The organism is Ruania zhangjianzhongii, from assembly GCF_008000995.1.
Classification (GTDB): Bacteria; Actinomycetota; Actinomycetes; order Actinomycetales; family Beutenbergiaceae; genus Ruania; species Ruania zhangjianzhongii.
The window spans coordinates 1,534,851-1,556,033 of the sequence record NZ_CP042828.1 but is presented as its reverse complement, the minus strand read 5'-3'; the positions used below and the strand labels follow the sequence as shown (position 1 = coordinate 1,556,033).

At 70.1% G+C, this 21,183-nt stretch carries 18 protein-coding genes; 11 read left to right on the top strand and 7 right to left on the bottom strand.

Annotated elements, in window-relative coordinates:
* Positions 1–6 precede the first annotated feature (6 nt).
* From FU260_RS07215 to FU260_RS07205, 3 genes are read left to right on the top strand one after another with little or no spacing between them, the layout of a single operon-like run.
* Positions 7–1,113: a putative F420-0 ABC transporter permease subunit gene (locus FU260_RS07215; RefSeq protein WP_147916448.1), complete on the top strand. Its 1,107-nt coding sequence runs from the start codon at positions 7–9 to the stop codon at positions 1,111–1,113.
* Positions 1,110–1,919, top strand: coding sequence for an ABC transporter ATP-binding protein (locus FU260_RS07210; RefSeq protein WP_147916447.1), 810 nt, complete (start codon positions 1,110–1,112; stop codon positions 1,917–1,919). The genes FU260_RS07215 and FU260_RS07210 overlap by 4 nt, the downstream gene beginning before the upstream one ends.
* Positions 1,920–1,977: 58 nt before the next feature.
* A complete protein-coding gene (locus FU260_RS07205; RefSeq protein WP_147916446.1) occupies positions 1,978–3,234 on the top strand; it encodes a phospholipase D-like domain-containing protein in 1,257 nt (418 codons plus the stop codon).
* A gap of 87 nt (positions 3,235–3,321) precedes the next feature.
* Here the strand turns inward: FU260_RS07205 and cofE are convergent, their stop codons facing one another.
* Together cofE and FU260_RS07195 are read right to left on the bottom strand one after the other, a co-directional pair.
* Positions 3,322–4,056 carry a coenzyme F420-0:L-glutamate ligase gene (gene cofE / locus FU260_RS07200; protein WP_147916445.1) on the bottom strand — a complete coding sequence of 245 codons (735 nt, stop codon included), beginning with the start codon at positions 4,054–4,056 and terminating at the stop codon, positions 3,322–3,324.
* Complete coding sequence (locus tag FU260_RS07195) at positions 4,056–5,051, bottom strand: TIGR03557 family F420-dependent LLM class oxidoreductase (protein WP_235912229.1); 996 nt, start codon at positions 5,049–5,051, stop codon at positions 4,056–4,058. The genes cofE and FU260_RS07195 overlap by 1 nt, the downstream gene beginning before the upstream one ends.
* A gap of 69 nt (positions 5,052–5,120) precedes the next feature.
* Between FU260_RS07195 and FU260_RS07190 the strand changes: the two genes are divergently transcribed.
* From FU260_RS07190 to valS, 5 genes are all read left to right on the top strand, one after another.
* On the top strand, positions 5,121–6,266 hold the full coding sequence (locus FU260_RS07190) for a carbohydrate kinase family protein (protein WP_147916443.1): 1,146 nt from the start codon (positions 5,121–5,123) through the stop codon (positions 6,264–6,266).
* Entirely contained in the window at positions 6,263–7,630 is a 1,368-nt protein-coding gene (locus FU260_RS07185; protein ID WP_147916442.1) for an extracellular solute-binding protein, read from the top strand. The genes FU260_RS07190 and FU260_RS07185 overlap by 4 nt, the downstream gene beginning before the upstream one ends.
* Position 7,631: 1 nt before the next feature.
* On the top strand, positions 7,632–8,543 hold the full coding sequence (locus tag FU260_RS07180; RefSeq protein WP_147916441.1) for a carbohydrate ABC transporter permease: 912 nt from the start codon (positions 7,632–7,634) through the stop codon (positions 8,541–8,543).
* Positions 8,540–9,343 carry a carbohydrate ABC transporter permease gene (locus tag FU260_RS07175; protein WP_147916440.1) on the top strand — a complete coding sequence of 268 codons (804 nt, stop codon included), beginning with the start codon at positions 8,540–8,542 and terminating at the stop codon, positions 9,341–9,343. The genes FU260_RS07180 and FU260_RS07175 overlap by 4 nt, the downstream gene beginning before the upstream one ends.
* A gap of 185 nt (positions 9,344–9,528) precedes the next feature.
* A complete protein-coding gene (gene valS / locus FU260_RS07170; protein WP_147916439.1) occupies positions 9,529–12,186 on the top strand; it encodes a valine--tRNA ligase in 2,658 nt (885 codons plus the stop codon).
* A gap of 23 nt (positions 12,187–12,209) precedes the next feature.
* On the opposite strand, the gene FU260_RS07165 is transcribed toward valS, so the two are convergent.
* Complete coding sequence (locus FU260_RS07165) at positions 12,210–12,479, bottom strand: hypothetical protein (protein ID WP_147916438.1); 270 nt, start codon at positions 12,477–12,479, stop codon at positions 12,210–12,212.
* A 52-nt stretch (positions 12,480–12,531) separates the two neighbouring features.
* Here FU260_RS07165 and FU260_RS07160 point away from each other — a divergent pair, with 52 nt between their 5' ends.
* Positions 12,532–13,437 (top strand): NADP-dependent oxidoreductase, encoded by a 906-nt coding sequence (locus tag FU260_RS07160; RefSeq protein ID WP_147916437.1) that lies wholly within the window; start codon positions 12,532–12,534, stop codon positions 13,435–13,437.
* Positions 13,438–13,477: 40 nt separating this feature from the next.
* On the opposite strand, the gene fgd is transcribed toward FU260_RS07160, so the two are convergent.
* On the bottom strand, positions 13,478–14,500 hold the full coding sequence (gene fgd, locus FU260_RS07155; RefSeq protein WP_147916436.1) for a glucose-6-phosphate dehydrogenase (coenzyme-F420): 1,023 nt from the start codon (positions 14,498–14,500) through the stop codon (positions 13,478–13,480).
* Between the two features lie 238 nt (positions 14,501–14,738).
* Here fgd and FU260_RS23530 point away from each other — a divergent pair, with 238 nt between their 5' ends.
* A complete protein-coding gene (locus tag FU260_RS23530) occupies positions 14,739–16,448 on the top strand; it encodes an HNH endonuclease signature motif containing protein (RefSeq protein WP_168211579.1) in 1,710 nt (569 codons plus the stop codon).
* Between the two features lie 261 nt (positions 16,449–16,709).
* Here the strand turns inward: FU260_RS23530 and FU260_RS07140 are convergent, their stop codons facing one another.
* Positions 16,710–17,075: a chorismate mutase gene (locus tag FU260_RS07140; RefSeq protein ID WP_147916433.1), complete on the bottom strand. Its 366-nt coding sequence runs from the start codon at positions 17,073–17,075 to the stop codon at positions 16,710–16,712.
* A 93-nt stretch (positions 17,076–17,168) separates the two neighbouring features.
* On the opposite strand from FU260_RS07140, the gene FU260_RS07135 reads away from it, so the two are divergent.
* Positions 17,169–18,506, top strand: coding sequence for a hypothetical protein (locus FU260_RS07135; RefSeq protein WP_147916432.1), 1,338 nt, complete (start codon positions 17,169–17,171; stop codon positions 18,504–18,506).
* On the opposite strand, the gene FU260_RS07130 is transcribed toward FU260_RS07135, so the two are convergent.
* Entirely contained in the window at positions 18,503–19,693 is a 1,191-nt protein-coding gene (locus FU260_RS07130) for a baeRF2 domain-containing protein (RefSeq protein WP_147916431.1), read from the bottom strand. The two genes, FU260_RS07135 and FU260_RS07130, sit on opposite strands and share 4 nt — an antisense overlap.
* A gap of 74 nt (positions 19,694–19,767) precedes the next feature.
* A complete protein-coding gene (clpX, locus tag FU260_RS07125; RefSeq protein WP_147916430.1) occupies positions 19,768–21,051 on the bottom strand; it encodes an ATP-dependent Clp protease ATP-binding subunit ClpX in 1,284 nt (427 codons plus the stop codon).
* Between the last annotated feature and the right edge of the window lie 132 nt (positions 21,052–21,183).

Sequence of the window (21,183 nt, the reverse complement as noted above, 5' to 3'; positions counted from 1 at the left end):
AGCCCGATGACCCGGACCGAGCTCGCACCCACCGCAGCGGCGCAGGCCGCGCCGGTGCCGCGTGCCGGCCGAGCACCGCGGCTCGCTCCGTGGCTGCTGCTGGCGACCGGGCTGCTGATCGTCTCCGGGCTGGTGGCGCTGACCATCGGCCCGGCCGGGATCACCCCGGCCGAGGTGCTCGGTAGTGCCCGGCACCATCTGCTCACCTGGCTGGCCGAGCACGGTCTGGGCTTCCTGGACCCCGGCACCAACCCGCTCTCCCGGATCCGGGATGCGATCGTCTGGCAGGGTAGGGCGCCGCGGCTGTTCACCGCGGCGGCGGTGGGTGCCGGGCTCGCGCTGTCCGGTGCCGTGATGCAGGCGATCACCCGGAACCCGCTCGCCGATCCGTACCTGCTCGGAGTCTCCTCCGGTGCGGCGCTGGGCGCGGTGGCGGTGCTGCTGCTCGGGTTCGCCGTGGCGCTTCCACTGGCCGCGTTCGTCGGAGCGCTGCTGGCACTCGGGGCGACCCTGGCGCTGGCGGGAATCGGCGGGCGGCTCACCCCCTCGCGGACCATCCTGGCCGGGATCGCCGTGGCGCAGGGCGCTTCGGCGCTGGTCTCGTTCGCGATCGTGGCCAGCGCTCAGGGCGACTCCTACCGGGAGATCATCAACTGGCTGATGGGGTCGGTGGCCGGTGCCACCTGGAGCTCGGTCGCGATCGCCGTGGGGGCGCTGGTGGTGATCGGCACAGTGCTGCTGGCGCGAGCACGCACACTGGATGCGTTCACCTTCGGCGACACCGCTGCCGCCTCGCTCGGTGTGCACGTGAGCGGTACCCGGTGGCTGCTGCTCACCCTGACGGCGCTGCTGGTGGGCGCGATGGTGGCGGTGAGTGGCTCGATCGGGTTCATCGGCCTGGTGGTGCCGCACGTGGTGCGACTGCTGCTCGGCGCCCGGCACTCCCGGCTGCTGCCGGTGGCCGCTGTGGTCGGTGCGGTGTTCCTGCTCTGGGCCGATACCGGGGCACGTTCGTTCTTCGCGCCCTCGGAGGTTCCGGTGGGGATCCTCACCGCGGCGATCGGCGCACCCGTGTTCGCCTGGCTGCTGATGCGCAACCGGAACAGATCATGAGCACGCACACCTCCGCCGTCGCGCAGCTGACGGTGACCGAGCTGACCGGCGAGGACCTGACCTACCGGGTGGAGTCGGCGACGCTGCTCGGCGGCGTGGACCTGCGGCTGCGCAGCGGCGAGGTGACCGGGGTGATCGGACCGAACGGGTCCGGCAAGTCCACGCTGCTGCGGCTGATCGTCGGGGCGCTCTCGCCGTCGGCCGGGCAGCTGCGGCTTGACGGCGCGGACCTGGCCGGGATGAGCCGGCGCCGGCGCGCCCGGGTGCTGGCCCTGGTGGAGCAGGACGCCCGCACCGATATCCCGCTGACCGCCCGGGACGTGGTGCTGCTCGGCCGCATCCCGCACCAGGGGATGTTCGGGGCAGAGAGCACAACCGACACCGAGCTGGCCGACGCCTGCCTGCACCGCGCGGGCGCTGCCGAGCTCGCCGACCGCAACTTCGCCACCCTCTCCGGAGGCGAACGGCAGCGGGTGCAGCTCGCCCGGGCACTCGCCCAGGAGCCACAGCTGCTGCTCCTGGACGAGCCGACCAACCACCTGGACATCGCGGCCCAGCTGGCCATGCTCTCCGTGGTGCAGGAAGTGGCCGACGCCGGCACCGGGGTACTGATGGCATTGCACGACCTGAACCACGCGGCGCGGGTGTGCGACCAGGTGGTAGTGCTGGAACGCGGACTGGTGGTGGCCACCGGCGCACCGCAGGACGTGCTCACCCCAGACCTGATCGCCGAGGTGTACGGCGTGGCAGCGGAGTGGGTGCCCGGACGGTACGGACCGACCCTGACGTTTGCCCCTTTGGAGTGACTCCGGCTCCGACCTGCGGCGGATCCCGCGTCGGCCAGTGCACGGTACGTTGGCACCCATGGTCAACTGGTCCGGAGTACTGCGGCGAGTCCAACGCGCGGCGCGCTGGTGGGTGATCGCAGCGGTGGCGGCACACGGAGCGGGGATCGCCACGGTCGTCACCGTGGACCGGATGCGGAAGCGGCGCTACCCGCCCGGCGGCGAGTTCCCGCGCACGCCGCCGCGGACACTGCCGGTGGCCGGCTCCGAGGTGACCGTGTTCACCTTCGGCCAGCACGTCTACGACGCGATGCTCGCCTCCATCCGGGAAGCGAAGGAGACGATCTACTTCGAGACCTTCATCTGGAAGTCGGACGAGATCGGGCAGATCTTCAAGGACGAGCTGATCACCGCGGCCAAGCGCGGGGTGGAGGTGTACATCGCCGTGGACACCTGGGGAAACCTGGTGGTCGACCCCCGGTTCAAGCGGATGCCGGACCTGCCCACCCTGCATGCGCTCTGGTTCCCGCTGATCCGCCCCGGGCTGGTCACGATGAACCCGCGCAAGACCGGGCGGGACCACCGCAAGATCCTCGTGGTGGACTCCGAGGTCGGGTACGTCGGTGGGTACAACATCGGCTCGCTGTACGCCACGATGTGGCGCGATACCCACGTGCGGGTCGCCGGGCCCTCGGTCTGGGAGCTCGAGGACGCGTTCGTGGACTTCTGGAACGATCACCGGCGGCGCAAGCACCCGAAGCTGCCGGACACCGGCTCGCGGGCGTGGGAGCCACGGATCCGAGCGGCGGAGAACGCACCGAGCCGGCTGCTGTTCCCCGTGCGCGGGCTGTACCTGGAGGCGATCGACCGGGCCGAGGACCACGTGTACATCACCCAGGCCTACTTCATCCCGGACCGGGAGATCCTGGACACCCTGATCGCCGCGGCAAGACGCGGCGTGGACGTGCGGGTGCTGGTGCCCAGGGTGTCCAACCACGTGCTCGCGGACTGGGCGGCCCGGTCCTACTACTCGCGCCTGCTCGAGGCCGGGGTCACCCTCTGGTTGTTCCGGGACGCGATGGTGCACGCGAAGACGATGACCGTGGACGGGCGCTGGTCCACGATCGGCACTGCGAACATCGACCGGATGTCCATGACTGGGAACTTCGAGGTGAACTTGGAGTTCTACGACGACGGCCTGGCCGAGCACATGGAGCGGGTGTTCGCCACCGACCTGACCAATTGCACCGAGCTGACTCTGGAGCAGTGGAACGCCCGCGGCTGGTTCACCCGGGTGCTGGAGTACCTGATCAAACCGTTCGGCCCGCTGATGTGAGTCTTTCCCGGACCACGAGGGTGGGCTCGATGTCGAGAATCCGCTGAATCTAGACACTGAGGCCACCCTCGCGGTGCACGGCGCGGCTCAGCTGCCGGTGCGGAACATGTCCTCCTCGGCAGGTCGGATCACCGAGGCAGCACCGTCGCCGTCCTCGTGAGTGACCAGGTGGCCGAGCCCGCGCACCACGGCGACCGGGCGGCCATCGGTCTTGCCGCGGACCAGATCGGCGGCGGCGGCGATCTCATCGGCCGCGTTGACGATCGTGGCGGCCAGCTCGCGGCCGTGCTGGTCGCGCTGCCCGCGCAGATCCTGCAGGACCTGCAGTCCGGCGGCACCGATACCGATATCGGCGATCCCGCGCCGCCAGGGCCGGCCGACCGTGTCGGTGACCAGCACAGCGGGCCGAACGCCCAGCCGGGCGGACAGCCCGCGGCGCAACCGTCGGGCGGAGTCATCGGAGTCCTCGGGCAGCAGCAGCACGGTGCCCGGGTGCACGTTCGAGGCGTCGACCCCGGCGGCGGCCATCACCAGACCCTGCCGGTTCTCCACGATCTTCAGCGTGGACCCGTCCGGATAGCTACGGGTGGCTACGACGCGCACCGTCTCGGCGTCGATCGCCTCCTCGCGGCTGGTCGCGGCGCGCAGCCGGCCTTCGGCCTTGGCGACCACTTTGGAGGCCACCACCACGATGTCGCCGTCGGTGACGCCGCCCGGCCCCTGAGGCCAGGTCAGTCCGCCGAGCAGCGGGGTCAGGACGGCGGCGAGGTCAGTACTCGAGGTGACCTCGCCGAGGCCGTCGGGAGCTTGGGCAAGCAACATCAGTGCACCACCTGGGGAAGGACGTCGGTTCCGAATTTCTCGATCCACTCGGCCTGGTTCGGGCCGGTGTTGTGCAGGTAGATGGCGGTGGCGCCGAGGTCCACGTAGCGCTGGATCTCGGCCAGGTGGTCGGCCGGATCTGCGGAGATCACCATCGCGGCGCGGGCGTCCGCGGGGCGGATCATCCGGGCGATCTGGGCCACCTCGAACGGGGAGCGCAGGTCCGCCTTGGCGAACCGGAGCGCGCCGTTGGGCCAGGTGCGCAGCGTGTTCTCCAGTGCCTGGGCGTCGGTCGGCGCCCAGGAGGAGTGCAGCTGGACCACCCGATGGGTGGCGTCGGGATCCTTGCCGCCCTCCCGCGCACCCTGGCGGACCCGATCGAACAGGGCGGCCACCTTCTCGCTCGGCCCGCCGAGGGAGAGGATGCCGTCGGTATGCCGACCCGCGCGGCGGGCGGTGACCGGTCCGGCGGTGCCGACCAGGATCGGCGGCGGCGCCGCCGGCATGGTCCAGAGCCGGGTGGACTCCATCTTGAAATACTTCCCGGAGTGCTTGGTGTCCTTCCCGGCAGCGGAGTTGGCCAGCAGCTTGGTGATGATCTCGATCGCCTCGAACATCCGGTTGATCCGCTCCGGGGCCTCCGGCCAGTACGGTGCCACCGAGTGCTCGTTGATCGCCTCTCCGGCACCGATACCCAACCAGTGCCGGCCCGGGTACATCGCTGCCAGCGTGGCACTGGCCTGCGCGAGGACCGCCGGATGCCAGCGGAAGGTCGGTACTGCCACAGCGGGACCGACGTCTCCGGTGGTGCGCTCGGCGATCGCGGTGAGCACGTTCCACACGAACGAGGCCTGCCCCTGGGCGGGCACCCAGGGCGCCATCACGTCCGAGGCCGCGACTCCGGAGAAGCCGTGGGCTTCGGCGCGCTCGGCAAGCTCGACCGCCTGCCGGGGGTGCAGATGCTCCAACGCCGCTGCGAAGCCGATCTGCACCATGCCGGGCAGCCTACTAGCGGCAGGGCTCATGGCTCCGACACCGGCCGCGTGGCACACTCAGGAATCACTATGACCGCCTCCGCTCACCCGCCCGTACCGCCGCCTGCGTCCGCGCCGTCGATGGACGTCCTGCTGACCGGGACCGTGTTCTTCGACCTGATCTTCACCGGCTTCGCCCATCCCCCTGCTCCGGGCACCGAAGTGTGGACCACGGGGATGGGCTCCTCCCCCGGTGGTATCGCCAATCTAGCCGTCGCCTGCTCTCGTCTGGGGCTGCGCACCGGGCTGGCAGCGGGGTTCGCCGACGACCTGTACGGGGACTGGATGTGGCAGGTGCTCGCCGACCAGGAGCACGTCGACCTGAGCTACTCCCGCCAGTTCCATGCCTGGCACACGCCGGTCACCGTCTCGCTGGCCCTGGAGGATGACCGGAGCATGGTCACCCACGGGCACCGCACCCCCGAGCCGGTCGCCGATCTGATCGCTGATCCGCCGCGGACCGGGGCCGTGCTGGTGGACCTCGGCGATCCGGAGCTGCGCGCAGCCCCCTGGTGGCGCCGAGCGCGTGAGGCGGGTGCGCTGATCTTCGCCGACGCCGGCTGGGACCCGGAGCAGGCGTGGGACCGGCAGATCCTCGACGACCTGAGGCACTGCGACGCGTTCACCCCGAACGCCGACGAAGCGATGGGCTACACCCGCACCTCCTCCCCCGAAGAGGCAGTAGAAACCCTCGCCGAGCACGTCCCGCTCGCGGTCGTCACCTGCGGCAGCGGAGGGGCGCTGGCGGTCGAGCGCAGCACCGGGCAGCGCGCCCGGGTGCCCTCGCTGCGCACCGACCTGGTGGATGCGACCGGTGCCGGGGACGTGTTCGCCGCCGCCCTGGTGCTCGGCACGCTGCGCGGCTGGCCGTTGGAGCAACGGCTCCGGTTCGCCGTACTGTGCTCCAGCCTCGCGGTCCAACAATTCGGCGGCTCGCTGGCTGCCCCGGGCTGGGGCGACATCGCCGACTGGCGCCGCCAGGTGCTCCGCAGCGCAGCCACCGACCCGGAGGCCGCGATCACCGCGCGCGACTACGCATTCGTCGACGACCTGCTCACCGGTATGGCCACCCGCCGGGTGCGCCGCGCCGAGGCCACCATCGCCCGGATCTCCGACGCCGGACTCGCCGCGGCCACTCCGCCGGAGGCACCCACCCAGGAAGAAGGACAGCCATGATCTCACGACGCTCTCTGGCCGCGGCCGCAGCACTGGCCACCGCTGCCGGCCTGCTCGCCGCCTGCGCCCCCGGCAGCGGTACCGGTGAGGAGGAGACCACTCCGGCCGAAGCCAGCGAGGTGAGCACCGACCTGGCCTCCCTCGGTGAGGTCACTCTGACGGTCTGGGACCAGGAGGTCCGCGGCGGGCAGGACGAGCAGATGCAGCGCTTGAACGAGGCGTTCATGGAGGAGTACCCGAACATCACCATCGAACGGAACTCCCAGTCCTTCGACGATCTGGAGACCACGCTGCGCGGGGCACTGACCGGCAACGAGGCACCGGACGTGGTGCAGGCGAACAACGGCCGCGGCACGATGGGCGCGTTCGTCTCCGCCGGGCTGCTGCTCAACCTCGAGCCCTACGCCGAGGCGTACAGCTGGGCCGACCGATTCTCCGCCGATGTGCTCGCCGTCTCCCGCTACTCCGAGGATGGTGTCACGTTCGGCGAGGGCAACCTGTACGGCCTGCCGCAGGTCGGCGAGGTGGTCGGGGTGTTCTACTCCCGCTCCGCGCTCGAACAGGTGGGAGGAGAGGACGAGCTGCTCGAGGGCGACTTCGACACCTTCCGGGATGTCCTCGGCCGGGCGGCCGAGGAGGGCCTGACCCCGATCCAGCTTGGCAACATCGAAGGCTGGCCGGCCGGGCACGTGTTCGGCCCGATCCAGGCCCAGCACACCCCGGCCGAGGCGATCCGCGCCCTCGGTATGGGCAACGCCGGTGCGTCCTGGACCAGCGAGGAGAACATCGCCGCCGCCACCGAGCTGGCCGACTGGTCCGCCAGCGGCTACTTCAACGACGGGCCGAACGGCACCGACTACGACGCCGCCTGGTCCAACTTCGCCTCCGGGGACGGCGTGTTCCTGATCGGCGGGTCCTGGCTGGCCGCGGACCTGCAGGAGGCGATGGGTGACGACCTCGGCTTCTACGTGCCCGCGGCGGCCGACGGCACACTGTCCACCACCGGAGGCACCGGGTTGCCGTTCGCCGTCACCGAGCAGAGCCCGAACGCGGACGCCGCCGCCGGCTACGTGGACTTCATCACCAGCGACGAGGCGATGGAGGTGCTCGCCGACACCGGGAACATGCCGGTCAACCGCACCGCCGACCTGGCTCCCGCCTCCGGGGTGAACGCCGACATCTACGCCGCCTTCGGCGAGGTCACCGAGAACGGCAACCTGCTGCCCTACCTGGACTGGGCGACCCCCACGATGGGCGACACCCTGGGAGCTGCCCTGCAGAACCTGATCGCGGCGGAGTCCACGCCCGAGGAGGCGATGCAGATGCTGGAGGACGACTACAGCGCGTTCACCTCGGGCGGCTGAGATGACCGCGGCCCAGCCCAGCACGCGTGAACGCCCGGGCCGGAGGCGCGCGCGGTGGTGGCGGCCGTGGTTGTACCTGGCGCCCGCGCTCGTGGTCTACGGGGCGTTCCTGCTCTACCCGCTCGTGCGCTCGGCCCAGTTCTCCCTGTTCGAGTGGGACGGGCTGGGCACGTCCACGTTCGTGGGTCTGGCCAACTACGCCGACCTGGTCTCCGACCCCGGCCTGCGGGCAGCGTTCGGGCATGCGCTGGTGCTGATCGCGTTCTTCGCGCTGCTGCCGCTGGTGATCGGCCTGGCGGTGGCCGCGGTACTGAACCGGGCCCGCGTGCGTGGCCTCGGCCTGTTCCGGACCGTGGTGTTCGTGCCGCAGGTGCTGGCGATGGTCGTGGTGGCAGTGGCCTGGCGGGCCATCTACGCACCGGACGGTCCCCTGAACGCCGCACTGACCGCCGTCGGGCTGGACCAGCTGACCCGCGCCTGGCTGGGCGACTACACCTGGACCTTGCCGGCAGTGGGCCTGGTCGGCACCTGGGTGCAGACCGGGCTGGTCACCGTGCTGATGCTCGCCGGGATGTCCAGGGTGCCGACCGAACAGTACGAGGCGGTCCGGCTGGACGGTGCCGGTGCGGTGCGGGAGTTCTTCGCACTCACCCTGCCGAGCATCCGCGGGGAGATCGCCGTGGCGCTGACGCTGACCGTGGTGGCCGCACTGAAGACGTTCGATCTGGTCTACGTGACCACCGCCGGCGGACCGGGCAACTCCACCACTGTGCCCGCCTACGAGGTGTTCCAGCGCGCGTTCCGCACCGGGCAGGTGGGTTCGGCGGCAGCGGTGGCGATCACGCTGACCGTGCTGATCTTCGCGATCAACCTGGTGATCAACCGGATCGTCGAGCCGAAGGAGTCGCGATGATCGTCTCCCGGTTCGAGACTGCGATGAACTATCTGCTGCTGATCGTGGTGGCCGCGTTCGCCCTCGCCCCGATCGCGGTGGTGCTGTTCACCTCGGTGCAGCCGCCGCTCGGCGAGTCCGGCGTGGCGCTGGGCAACTATGCGCAGGCGTGGAGCGAGGGCAACTTCGCCCGCTACCTGCGCACCTCCCTGCTGGTCTCCGGCACAGTGCTCGCTGTCGCGCTGGTGGCGTCGATCCTGGCCGGGTACGCGTTCGGCACGATGAACTTCCGTGGCTCGGGCGTAGCCTTCCCCCTGATCCTGGTGGGAATCATGGTGCCCACCGAGGCGATCGTGGTGCCGTTGTTCTACGACCTGCGCACCCTCGGAATGACGAACACGCTCTGGGCGGTGGCGTTCCCGCAGATGGCGCAGTCCATCGCCTTCGGCACGTACTGGATGCGCGCGTACTTCCGCACCGCACCACGATCGCTGATGGAGGCGGCCCAGCTGGACGGTGCCAGCGAACGCCGGGTGCTCTGGTCCATCCTGGTGCCGCTGGGCCGGCCGGCGATCATCACGATGACCGTGCTGGTGTTCATGTGGACCTGGAACGAGTTCCTCATCCCGCTGGTGATGAGCCCGAACGGCGCCTACCGCACCGCACCACTGGCACTCGCGCTGTTCCAGGGGCAGCACGTGCAGGCCACCTCGCTGCTCGCCGCGGCCGCGGTGCTGGTGGCGCTGCCGGTGGTGATCGTCTACCTGTTCCTGCAACGACACTTCATCCGCGGCATGCTTGAAGGGGCGGTGCGGGAGTAGTGCTAAGGATCGAGACCATCCGCGTCGTGACCAGAGCACGCCCGGCCCTGCTGCCCGACGCGAAGCAACTGCTCTCCGCTTGCGTGTGCGCGACGCCGTCACCGATGCGGGCATTCCGGTGCTGAGCCCGCACTGACCATGATCGGATTTCTGGCCAGGCCCGGGTTTCTGGGATGATCAGGCTCATGACTGATGCAGCGACCACACCGCCGAACCCGCACCTGCCGACCGAGCCGATCCGCCCGGTCGCCCAGGTACCGGACCGGCCGTCGCTGGACGGGCTCGAGGACCGCTGGGCCACCGCCTGGGGCGAGCAGGGCACCTACGCCTTCGACCGCAGCGCCGAGCGGGCAGACGTGTTCTCCATCGACACTCCCCCGCCCACCGCGTCCGGGTCGCTGCACATCGGCCACGTGTTCTCCTACACGCACACCGACTGCCTGGCCCGCTACCAGCGGATGCGCGGGGCGGAGGTGTTCTACCCGATGGGCTGGGACGACAACGGCCTGCCCACCGAACGCCGAGTGCAGAACTACTACGGCGTGCAGGTGGATACCTCGCTGCCCTACCAGGTGGACTTCGCCCCGCCGTTCGCCGGGGACGTGCCGAAGAACCACCGGCCCACCCCGGTCTCCCGGCAGAACTTCGTCGAACTGTGCCTCACCCTCGCCGCCGAGGACGAGAAGAGCTTCGAGCAGGTGTTCCGTTACCTGGGCTTGAGCGTGGACTGGGCACAGACCTACCAGACGATCAGCCCCACCTCCCAGCAGACCTCCCAGCGGGCGTTCCTGCGTCAGCTCGCCCGGGGTGAGGCCTACCAGATCGAGGCCCCCACCCTCTGGGACGTGACGTTCCAGACCGCCGTGGCACAGGCCGAGCTGGAGGACCGGGAGCGGGACGGCTCCTACCACCGGATCTCCTTCCACGACGGCACCACACCGGTGTACATCGAGACCACCCGCCCGGAGCTGCTCGCCGCGTGTGTGGCGCTGGTGGCGCACCCGGACGACGAGCGCTACCAGCCGATGTTCGGCCGTGAGGTCACCTCCCCGGTGTTCGGAGTGCAGGTGCCGGTGCTGGCGCATCCGCTGGCCGACCCGGAGAAAGGTGCCGGGATCGCGATGATCTGCACCTTCGGCGACACCACCGACGTCACCTGGTGGCGCGAGCTCAACCTGCCCACCCGGACGATCCTCGGCCGCGACGGCCGCATCCTCGCCGAGCCACCGGCGGCGATCACCTCTGCTCAGGGACTGGCCGCCTACGAGCAGCTGGTCGGGCTGACCGTGTTCTCCGCGCAGAAGAAGATGGTCGAGCTGCTCACCGCCTCCGGTGACCTGCACGGCGAGCCCCGGAAGATCAGCCACCCGGTGAAGTTCTACGAGCGCGGTGAGAAGCCGCTGGAGATCGTCTCCTCCCGGCAGTGGTATGCCCGCAACGGTGGCCGGGACGCGGAGCTGCGGACGAAGCTCGTGGAGCGGGGCCGCGAGCTGTCCTGGCACCCGGAGTACATGCAGTCCCGGTACGAGAACTGGGTGGACGGCCTCACCGGCGACTGGCTGCTCTCCCGGCAGCGGTTCTTCGGCGTGCCGTTCCCGCTCTGGTACCGCCTGGACCAGACGGGCGAAGTGATCTACGACGAGCCGCTGGTGCCCACCGGGGACCTGCTGCCGGTGGATCCGGCCACCGATGTGCCCGCGGGGTACACCGAGTCTCAGCGCGGCGAGCCCGGCGGCTTCATCGGCGACCCGGACGTCCTGGACACCTGGGCGACGTCCTCGCTCACCCCGCAGCTGGCCGGGCGGTGGGAGCGCGACGAGGACTTCTTCTCCCGGGTCTTCCCCTACGACGTGCGGCCCCAGGGTCACGACATCATCCGCACCTGGCTGTTCTCCACTGTGGTGCGGGCGAACGCCGAACACGACTCGCTGCCGTGGCGCCATGCCGCGATCTCCGGCTGGATCCTGGACCCGGACCGGAAGAAGATGTCCAAGTCCAAGGGCAATGTGGTCACCCCGCTCGGTCTGTTGCAGCAGCACGGCTCGGACTCGGTGCGCTACTGGGCAGCCTCGGCGCGCCTCGGTGGGGATACCGCCTTCGACGAGGGGCAGATGAAGATCGGCCGCCGGCTGGCGATCAAGCTGCTGAACGCGAGCAAGTTCGCGCTCTCCTTCGCCGGCGACGAGCAGGTCACGTTGCGCCCCGAGGCGGTCACCGAGCCGATCGACCGGGCCATCCTCGCCCAGCTCGCCACTGTGGTGGACACTGCGACCGCCGGCTACGAGAGCTACGACCACGCCCGTGCGCTGGAGATCACCGAGTCCTTCTTCTGGACCTTCTGCGACGACTACCTGGAGCTGGTCAAGGACCGCGCATACGGCAACGAGATGTTCTCCCTGGCGGCCACCGAGTCCGCGCGAGCGGCGCTCTGGCTGGCGCTGGACGTGCTGCTGCGGCTACTCGCCCCGGTGCTGCCGTTCGCCACTGAGGAGGTCTGGACCTGGTGGCGGGAAGGTTCGGTGCACCGCGCCGCCTGGCCCACCCCGCAGGTGCTGCGCACCGCTGCCGGCGACGGCGATCCCTCCTTGGTCTCGACGGCCGGCTCCGCGCTGGCTGCGTTGCGGAAGGTGAAGTCGGAGGCGAAGGTGTCCCAACGGACCGAGTTTGCTTCGGCCGAGCTCGCGCTCGCGGAGGCCAACCATGCTGCGGTGCAGTCGGTGTTGGGCGACCTCCGGGCCGCCGGCCGGGTGGCCGGCGAGCTGACGCTGAGTGCTGCGGCCGATGGCGCCGACGGTGTGCAGGTGGCCGGCGAGCTGCTCCCCCCGCCGCCGAAGAAGAAGTAGGGCCGCTGGCGGGCGGCTCGGTCTCAGCTGCGGTGGTGCTTGGCCACCTCTGATCGGGCGTAGCCATAGCTCAAGGCCCCGACGATCGTGATCTGCGGGCCGATCCAGACCAGCAGGGAGTTCGCGATCACGCCGGGCCACAGCATCGTCAGGATCCCGCCCAGGGCGAGCATGCCGGCTCCGGCCAACAGCATCAGGCGGCCGACGCGCAGGAACACGTGCATCAGCTTCGGCATGAACTCCCGGTCGGTCCACCCGGTCCGCGCTGCTTCTGGGCTCGCACTTGTCCGCACCGTGTCAGTATAGGCCGCTGCCCCGGCTCGATGCACCCGGCATACTGGCCGCATGCGTGCAGTGCGATACCACGAATACGGCAACCCGGACGTGCTCCGGATCACCGACGCCCCGACCCCGGAGGCCGGACCTGGGCAGGTGCGGATCGCCGTCGGCGCGGCCTCGGTGAACCGGATGGACGTCAAGCTGCGTTCCGGGGCGATGGCCTCCGGGCCGCTACGGAAGCCCCGGGGCACCGGGCTGGACGCCGCTGGCGTGGTGGACCAGGTGGGACCGGAGGTGACCGGGGTGCAGGTCGGCGACCGGGTGTTCGGTGCCGGGTCCGCCGTGCTCGCCGAGCGCGCCGTGCTCAGTTCCTGGGCCCCGGTTCCCGACGGTCTGAGCCTGACCCAGGCAGCCGCGTTGCCGACAGTGGCCGAGACGGCCGGCCGGGTGCTCGGCCTGCTCCCTGATCAGCCCGGGTCGGTGCTGGTGGTCGACGGCGCCTCCGGCGGGGTCGGCACGATCCTGGTGCAGCTGGCGCTACGCCGCGGGCTCGCAGTGATCGGCACCGCCTCGGCCGGTAAGCAGGAGCTGGTCCGCCGGCTGGGTGCTACCCCGGTCCCGTACGGCCCGGGGCTGGTCGAGCGGGTGCGCGCACTGGCTTCCCACGTCGACGGCGCAGCGGACCTGGCTGGTCACGGTTCCGCGGGCGAGTTGGTCGAGCTGGTCGGGGATGCGGGCAAGGTGGTCACCATCGCGGACTTCTCCGGCAGCACCGAGGCGGTGGTCACCAGCGGGTCCGAGGGTCGGTCCTGGGACACGATGGCCGAGGTGGCCGACCTCGTTGCCGCTGGTGAGCTGGAGCTGTTGATCGACGGTGAGCTGGACTGGTCCGAGGCCGCAGAGGCGCACCGCCGCTGTGAGAGCGGGCAGGCAACCGGGAAGATCGTGCTGACCGTGGGGGCGGCCGGCTAAGGCCCTCCACTGGCGGGGTGCCAGTGCGGATGATCCCCGCTCAGCCGGCGTCGCGCAGCCGCGGCGCAAGGTCGCGCTGGAACAGCTCCAGGAACCGGCGCTGATCGTGCCCGGGGGAATGGAAGACCAGGTGGTTGAAGCCGGCGCGCCGGTAGGCGAGCACCTGCTCCACGGCATCGTCGGGGTCGGAAGCGACGATCCACCGCTGCGCGATCTCCTCGATCGGCAGGGCGTCCGCGGCCCGCTCCATCTCCACCGGGTCGTTGATGGAGTGCTTCTGCTCCGCGGACAGGGACAGCGGCGACCAGAACCGGCAGTTCTCCCGCGCCAGGTCCGGGTCGGTGTCGTAGGAGATCTTGATCTCGATCATCCGGTCGATGTTCTCGGCGTCCCGCTCGGCCTTGGCCGCACCCTCGGCCACTGCGGGCAGCAGCTTCTCGGTGTAGAGGTCCATCCCCTTCCCGGAGGTGCAGATGAACCCGTCTCCGGCACGGCCCGCATACCGGGCGACCATCGGGCCGCCGGCGGCGATGTAGACGGGCACACCGCCGTCGGGCCGGTCGTAGATACTCGCCTCGTGGGTGGAGTAGTACTCGCCCTCGAAGCTGACCCGCTCACCGGCCCATAGTTCCCGCATCAGCCGGACTGCCTCACGCAGCCGCGCGAACCGCTCCTTGAACTCCGGCCAGGTCTGCTCACCGGCACCGGCGTACCCGGTGGCGATCTCGTTCAGTGCTTCTCCGGAGCCGACGCCGAGCATCATCCGGCCCGGGTAGAGCACACCGAGAGTGGCGAAGGCCTGCGCCAGCACGGCCGGGTTGTACCGGAACGTGGGGGTCATCACCGAGGTGCCGAGACGGATCGTCGAGGTCCGCTCCCCCACGGCCGCCAGCCACGCCAGCGAGAACGGCGCGTGCCCGCCGGTGTGCCGCCACGGCTGGAAGTGATCCGAGATAGCCGCTGACTCCATCCCGTGCGCCTCCGCTGCCACGCCGAGCTCGACGAGCTCACGCGGGCCGAACTGTTCAGCAGAGGCCTTGTAGCCGAGGGTCAGTGGAAGCATGCGGGCACTCTCCAGGTCGTCGATCGTTGGACTTCCGCTCAATCTACGGCCCCAGACCGCCCCGAGGCGACCACGGGTTCTATCGAGGCCGCAGGCGGCGACCACGAGTACCCACTGAGACCACGGGGGCACCCACCGGTACGCACCGTAGGCAGGTGCTCCGATCACTGTTGCCAGGTTGTCCACAGCCCTCCCCGGCACGATCTCGCGTGTCAGTGGTCGATGGTTGAGTGGACTCATGACGACCACAGCACTCCCGGCACCCGCCCCGCAGCCGCCGCTGCGCCGCGGGCCCAAGGAGGGTGTGCTGCGCTCGCTGGTTGCCGCACGTGAGGCGACGACCGCTTGGGAGGTCGAAGCGGCGAGCCTGGTGACCGACTGGGTACGCGGGCATCGCATCGCTGAGCGCCTCACCGCATCCGACAGCACCCTGGCCGAGCAGGTGATCGAGCTCGACGAGGGGGTGGTCCGGCCCGCCCTGCCCGGGCTCCAGGCGCCGATGCGTCTCGCCGGCCCGGGAGCACCGATGGTGTGGGACCTGGCTTTCTGTGAGCTCGCGACCACCCTGTCCATGTCTCTGGACGCGGCGCGCGGGTACGTGGGCGAGGTGACCGAACTCGGCTTCCGGCTGCCGTGTCTGTGGGAGCGGGTCCGGTGTGGCGAGGTGCGGTTGTGGCGGGCACGGGAGGTCGCCCGGAGCACCATGCGCCTTCCCGCCGACGGCGCAGCGTGGGTGGATGCCCAGCTCGCACCGGTGATCGGGTCGTGCTCTGGCGCGCAGGTGCGGCGGGCGGTCTCCGCGGCGCTGCACCGGTTCGACCCCGAGGCGGCTGAGGCCGAGCGCCGCCTGGCCGCGGATGGGCAGCACTTCACGTTCCACTTCGGCGACCTGGCAGATCCGCAACGGCCCGGTTCCGACGGTGTCGTGCCTGTCGATGGGCTGCTCGACACTGCCGATGCCCTGGATCTGGATGCGGCAGTGGCTGCCAGAGCTGCCCAGTTGCGCACCTGCGGCTCCGAGGAGGGCCTCGACGTGCGGCGGGCCCGGGCACTGGGCGAGATCGCTCGGCAAGATCAGTCACTGCCGATCCCGGCCGGTGAGGCGACCGGCAGCGGCGTCGCCCCCGCAGGCGACCCCGCTTCCCAGCACGCGGCAAGCGGTGCGCCGGATATCCCTAGCGCGCTCGCCGATGACCCGGATGCCTCGGGTGGGCCAGGTGGCGAGACGGTGCTGCCGAGCCCGCCGGTGGAGCCTGCCGGCCGTCGGATGCAGCTCATCCTGCACCTGAATGCGGAGGAACTGACCCCGCTCGGCGGGCTCGGCGGGCTCGGCGGGCTCGGCGGGCTCGGCGGGCTCGGCGGGCTCGGCGGCCTCGGTCGCTGTGCGAACACCCGAACACCAGTGTCGGCGGAACAGATTCGCCGCTGGTGCGCAAGCCCCGGGGCCCGCGTGACTGTGCTCCCAGTGATCGATCTGGCCGGGCACCACCCGGTCGAGAAGTACGAGGTTCCCGCCTCGATGCGTACCCAGGTGACTGTCCGGGACGCGCAGTGCGTGTTCCCGTCCTGCACGCGGAGCTCGCGACGGGCCGATCTGGACCACATCGTGCCGTTCGACGAGGGCGGGCCCACCTGCGGGTGCAACCTGGCGCCGTTGTGTCGGCGGCATCACCGGGCGAAGACCCATGCTGGCTGGTCATACGTGATGGTCACGCCGGGCACCTACCTTTGGTACTCATCGGCCGGTGACCGCTACCTGGTGGACGGCCGCGGAACGTTCCGTGTCCCAGCCGTCGGGGAAGTCTGTGCGCATGCCGCCGCGAAGGAGCTCGTCGAGCCGCCACCGTGGGCAGTGCCGTCTGTCGCCGGCGCTGCTCCGAGAGATCTGGAGACGGCCAGCACCGAACGGGTGACACCGGAGTCACCGGGCGACCCGCCCCCGTTCTGACCCTCCCGCCCCGGACCCCGCGCGTGCCACGTGCGGGGCATTCGGCGTGTCTGGGTGGCGGGCTGGTAGGACTCACCGCGGTGCCGGCACCAGTGACCGTCATCGCACCTGGACCCGCAGGCGCGCAGGCCCGCAGGCCCGCAGGCCCGCAGGCCCGCAGGCCCGCAGGCTGACGGTACCGTCGACCCGCCGCGCGCGTCGCTACTCGCCATCGACCCGCCGCGCGCGTCGCTGCTCGCCGTCGACCCGCTGAGCGCGTCGCTACTCGCCATCGACCCGCTGAGCGCCCCGCTGCTCGCCGTCGATACGCCCCGACTGAGCGTTCCTGGTCGTCGCGATGTCCTCGTGGTGGCGGATCACCTCAGCGACGATGAACGCGAGGAACTTCTCCGCGAACACCGGGTCGAGCCCCGACTCCTCGGCCAGCACGCGCAGGCGCGCGATCTGGCGTTCCTCCCGCGCCGGGTCCGACGGCGGGAGCCCCTCCTCCGCCTTCAGCCGCCCCACCAGCTGGGTGCACTTGAACCGCTCGGCGAGCAGATGGATGAGCGCGGCGTCGATGTTGTCGATGCTGCCCCGCATCCGAAGCAGCTCGGCAGGTACACCGCGGTCGGTTCCCTCAGTCATGGGGAGATCCTAGGTGACACCGATCGGGCCGCGCCGCCGGCGATCATCCGGTGGACGCCCAATAGGCTGACACAGGTCTGATGAAGGGTGCACATGTCCGCAGTCCTGCTCCTCGATCCGCACGGTCTGGCCCTGGCCGGTGCCTGGCCGGCCCGGCCTTGGACGCCGGAGGAGATCGCGACGCGCCTCTCCGTGCTGCTCAGCGCGATCAGCGAACACGAGCCGGCGATCAACGGCTGGAAGCGGCAGCGGCCGAAGACTGTGGTCGCTGGCGACGATGTCGCCGGCTTAGCCAAGTTCGTGACCGCGGGTGCGATCAAGGACTCCCAGAAGCCGCCCGTGCACATCGAGGCGGCTGGCTATCTGCTGTACCTCAACGCGGTCGGGGTGCCAGGGCTGCAAGTCAAGGTCTCCGCCGGTCAGGTCAACGACCGGGCGATCAGCACCTGCGCCGTCTATCCACCCCGTCGCAGTAACACGCTACGCAGCGCTGCCACCGCCCAGGCGCTGCTGCGCGTGCTCGTCGGAGCATTCGACCCGGCGTGGGCCGTGTGGACGAACCACACGTTGAGCAACGCTGAGCACGTCACCGCCGATGGGCGAACCCTGGGCTTCCTGAACTACGGTCCCGCCGAGCAGATGCACCAGCTCGACGCCAACGCGGTCAACTTCCACGACGGCGCCATCGCGACGCTCGGCGACGACCCCGAGATCCGGGATCTGAGCGTGGTGCTCCGCCATCTCACGCCTGCCTCCACTGCCCCGACGGACACCCATGAGGACAATCACGCCGAGACGACGTTCCCGGGCTGGGAGCCGAGGCCCGAGCTGCTGCTGCCCATCGGCTCGGTGGTCCAGGGGGGAGGGAAGATGCCGGAGTGGGCAACCGCCCGGATCGATGATGGCATCGACCAGCACCACGTCGGCGAGCAGGAGTACCGGGTCTGGCAGGCGGCGCACAGTACTCGTGCGGACACTGCGACGGCCGGGGCGCGGCCCTGGGGTCCGGAGGAGACCACCACGGCAGCCCGGGCGCTGCAGGTGGCCGAACCGGAGCCATGGATCGCCTCCCTGCTGCGGGCCGGCCTGCTCGCCCGCGTGCGGCTGACCACCGAGGAGGCTGCCACGTTCTGCCACCGGCACCGTCTGCGCTCTCACCTACGGCTCCGTGGCACCAGCACCGACGTCCCGCGCGGGGAGTCGATCCAGTGGCCGGGGCAACTCGACCGTGCTCTCTCTCCGCTGACGGCGGAGGTCTCTGTCCGTGCTCTCACCGCACCGAACCTCTGGGCTGCCTGTGGAGTCGTCGCTGCCCGCTATGAGTTCCGGCAGACGCCCACCGAACCACAGCGGGCTGTCGCAGAGATGTTCCTGACCGACCTGCATCGTCTGCTGGCCGCCGAAGCCGCGACCATCGTGCGGGTGGTCTAGACCCGCCGGCTGTCTGCACTCCCAGCGAGAGCGTGCTCTCCGGGCGTGCCGGAGTCGTGCCACCGGAGCAGCGCGCCGACGCCGTCCGGTACGGCGTCCATCTCCTCGGCAATGGTGATCCCGGCGCCCTGTTCCAGCACCGCTCGGCCGATGGCAAGGTCGGCTCGGACCTCGCGAGGGTTCTGCACACCGAGGCTGTGCAGGTCCTCGGCATCGCGTGCCAGCTCCAACGACCCGGGACCGATCCACAACGACCGCTTCGCGAGCCGGCTCGGCGGCCCGGCAACGTCCGGTGCCAGCATCAACTCCGCCACCTGCCCCTTGCGCAGCACGTCCAGCACTGCCTCGGCACCGGATACTGCAGCCCCGTCCCGGCCGGCTTCCTGGCGGAACTTCTCCACGGTCGACGTGCGGCGGCGGCTGCGCAGCTCGGTCTGCGCCGCCGCGACCTGGTCCCGCAGAGCCCGAGCGTTCACCCCCTCGGCTCGCCCGCCACCGGAGATCTCCACCACCTTCTCGCGTACCGGCCGGCCGAGCTCTTCCCGCACCAACGCCACTGCGCGCAGGTCGCCGGTCAGCAGCACCAGCTCCGGGCCGCGTGCGGTGTAGATCCGTTCCAGTTCGGTGGCCACCGCCTCGGCGTTGCGCTCCCACGAGTCCTCGGCGCGGTTGTCGATGCGCTTGTGACCGAGCGGACCCAGGTTCGGCTTGGTCAGAGCGTCGTGCCCACCCTCCACCGTCCGGGACTCCTCCACCTCACCGGTCAGCCCGGCCGGCGCGTCGTAGAGAGCGAAGTCCGCACCGGCTCGGTCCACGGTGACCAGCAGGTACCGCACCGTGGCATCGGCGGCCCTCGCGAGCGCGAAGGCATGCGGACGGTCGCTGACCACAGCGCGATCCGCCCGGGGCGGCTCCGGGAGGAGGCGGTCCAGGACCACCTCACCACCGGCGGCGACGAGGACGCGGCCGAACTCACCACGCACGTGGACCGGGACGCCCAGAGCCTCGGTGACGGCGTCGCAATCCACTGACGGGACGGCGTCGACCCCTTCCGGGGTGAGCGCACGGCGCAGGTCCGACCACCGGTGCAGCACCGTCGTGTCGCGGGAGTCGGCGCCTGAGGTCGCGTCGAGGATCACGGTCAGCACCGGCGCATCCGCCGGCAGATCAGGTACGGGAACGTGCACGGCAGACCATCGCTTCCTGTTCGGGTGCTTGGTCTCTCCCACCCTGCTACAGCGGGCGGGCATCCGCTACCTGGTCAGGCGCTCTTCTCCCGAGGCGTCCGCTTGTTCCGGGGAGCCTCGCGCGGAACCAGTGTCGGGTTCACGTTCTCCAGCACTACCTCACGGGTGATGACCACCCGCGCGATGTCCTCGCGGCTAGGCACATCGAACATCACCGGCTGGAGGACTTCCTCCATGATCGCCCGCAGGCCACGAGCCCCGGTACCGCGCAGGATCGCCTGGTCGGCCACGGCCTCCACGGCATCGTCAGTGAACTCCAGCTCGACGCCGTCGATCTCGAACATCCGCTCGTACTGCTTGATCAGCGCGTTCTTCGGCTCCGTGAGGATCCGCACCAGCGCGGGTGCGTCCAACGGGGAGACAGTGGTGAGCACGGGCAGTCGTCCGATGAACTCCGGGATCAGCCCGAACTTCAGCAGATCCTCCGGCATCACGTCCTCGATCACATCGGCCTGCTCAGCCTCCTTGAGCGGTGCACCGAAGCCGATGCCACGGCGCCCCGCACGCGAGGAGATGATCTCGTCCAGCCCGGCGAACGCACCGGCCACGATGAACAGCACGTTCGTGGTGTCGATCGTGATGAACTCCTGATGCGGGTGCTTGCGCCCGCCCTGCGGCGGCACGGAAGCCTGAGTGCCCTCGAGGATCTTCAGCAGCGCCTGCTGCACCCCTTCACCGGAGACATCCCGGGTGATCGACGGGTTCTCACTCTTCCGGGCGATCTTGTCGATCTCGTCGATGTAGATGATCCCGGTCTCGGCCTTCTTCACGTCGAAGTCCGCGGCCTGGATGAGCTTGAGCAGGATGTTCTCCACATCCTCACCCACATAGCCGGCCTCGGTGAGCGCCGTGGCGTCGGCGATGGCGAACGGGACGTTCAACATCCTGGCGAGGGTCTGTGCCAGGTACGTCTTCCCGCAGCCGGTGGGACCGATCAGCAGGATGTTTGACTTGGCGAGTTCGACATCGGCGTCCTCGCCGGTGGTGGAAGCAGCGGCCGGACCGGCCTGGACTCGCTTGTAGTGGTTATAGACGGCGACCGCCAGCGACTTCTTCGCCGGGTCCTGGCCGATGATGTACTCCTCAAGGAAGTCAAAGATCTCGCGCGGCTTGGGCAGGTCCACCAGCCCGAGCTCATTCGCCTCCGCGAGCTCCTCTTCGATGATCTCGTTGCACAGGTCGATGCACTCGTCGCAGATGTACACACCGGGTCCTGCGATGAGCTTGACGACCTGCTTCTGGCTCTTGCCACAGAACGAGCACTTAAGCAGATCGGCGCCTTCACCCACTCGGGCCATCTCGTCTCACCTCTCTGCCGTCATGCTGGGACAACGTGGCCGTCTGGTCATTCTGCGTCATCCGGGCGGTGGCGACCACTGGAATTCCTACGGGTTCTCCTGCCGGTGCGGCGGACGCACCACCATCAACGA

Coding starts and splice junctions, on each gene's coding strand:
- fgd (WP_147916436.1), bottom strand. CDS start 14,500: ATGCTTCCACTGACCCTCGGCTACAAGGCCTCTGCTGAACAGTTCGGC.
- FU260_RS07180 (WP_147916441.1), top strand. CDS start 7,632: ATGACCGCGGCCCAGCCCAGCACGCGTGAACGCCCGGGCCGGAGGCGC.
- FU260_RS07160 (WP_147916437.1), top strand. CDS start 12,532: ATGCGTGCAGTGCGATACCACGAATACGGCAACCCGGACGTGCTCCGG.
- FU260_RS07210 (WP_147916447.1), top strand. CDS start 1,110: ATGAGCACGCACACCTCCGCCGTCGCGCAGCTGACGGTGACCGAGCTG.
- FU260_RS07205 (WP_147916446.1), top strand. CDS start 1,978: ATGGTCAACTGGTCCGGAGTACTGCGGCGAGTCCAACGCGCGGCGCGC.
- clpX (WP_147916430.1), bottom strand. CDS start 21,051: ATGGCCCGAGTGGGTGAAGGCGCCGATCTGCTTAAGTGCTCGTTCTGT.
- valS (WP_147916439.1), top strand. CDS start 9,529: ATGACTGATGCAGCGACCACACCGCCGAACCCGCACCTGCCGACCGAG.
- FU260_RS07175 (WP_147916440.1), top strand. CDS start 8,540: ATGATCGTCTCCCGGTTCGAGACTGCGATGAACTATCTGCTGCTGATC.
- FU260_RS07215 (WP_147916448.1), top strand. CDS start 7: ATGACCCGGACCGAGCTCGCACCCACCGCAGCGGCGCAGGCCGCGCCG.
- FU260_RS07195 (WP_235912229.1), bottom strand. CDS start 5,051: ATGGTGCAGATCGGCTTCGCAGCGGCGTTGGAGCATCTGCACCCCCGG.
- FU260_RS07190 (WP_147916443.1), top strand. CDS start 5,121: ATGACCGCCTCCGCTCACCCGCCCGTACCGCCGCCTGCGTCCGCGCCG.
- FU260_RS07135 (WP_147916432.1), top strand. CDS start 17,169: ATGTCCGCAGTCCTGCTCCTCGATCCGCACGGTCTGGCCCTGGCCGGT.
- cofE (WP_147916445.1), bottom strand. CDS start 4,056: ATGTTGCTTGCCCAAGCTCCCGACGGCCTCGGCGAGGTCACCTCGAGT.
- FU260_RS07185 (WP_147916442.1), top strand. CDS start 6,263: ATGATCTCACGACGCTCTCTGGCCGCGGCCGCAGCACTGGCCACCGCT.
- FU260_RS07140 (WP_147916433.1), bottom strand. CDS start 17,075: ATGACTGAGGGAACCGACCGCGGTGTACCTGCCGAGCTGCTTCGGATG.
- FU260_RS23530 (WP_168211579.1), top strand. CDS start 14,739: ATGACGACCACAGCACTCCCGGCACCCGCCCCGCAGCCGCCGCTGCGC.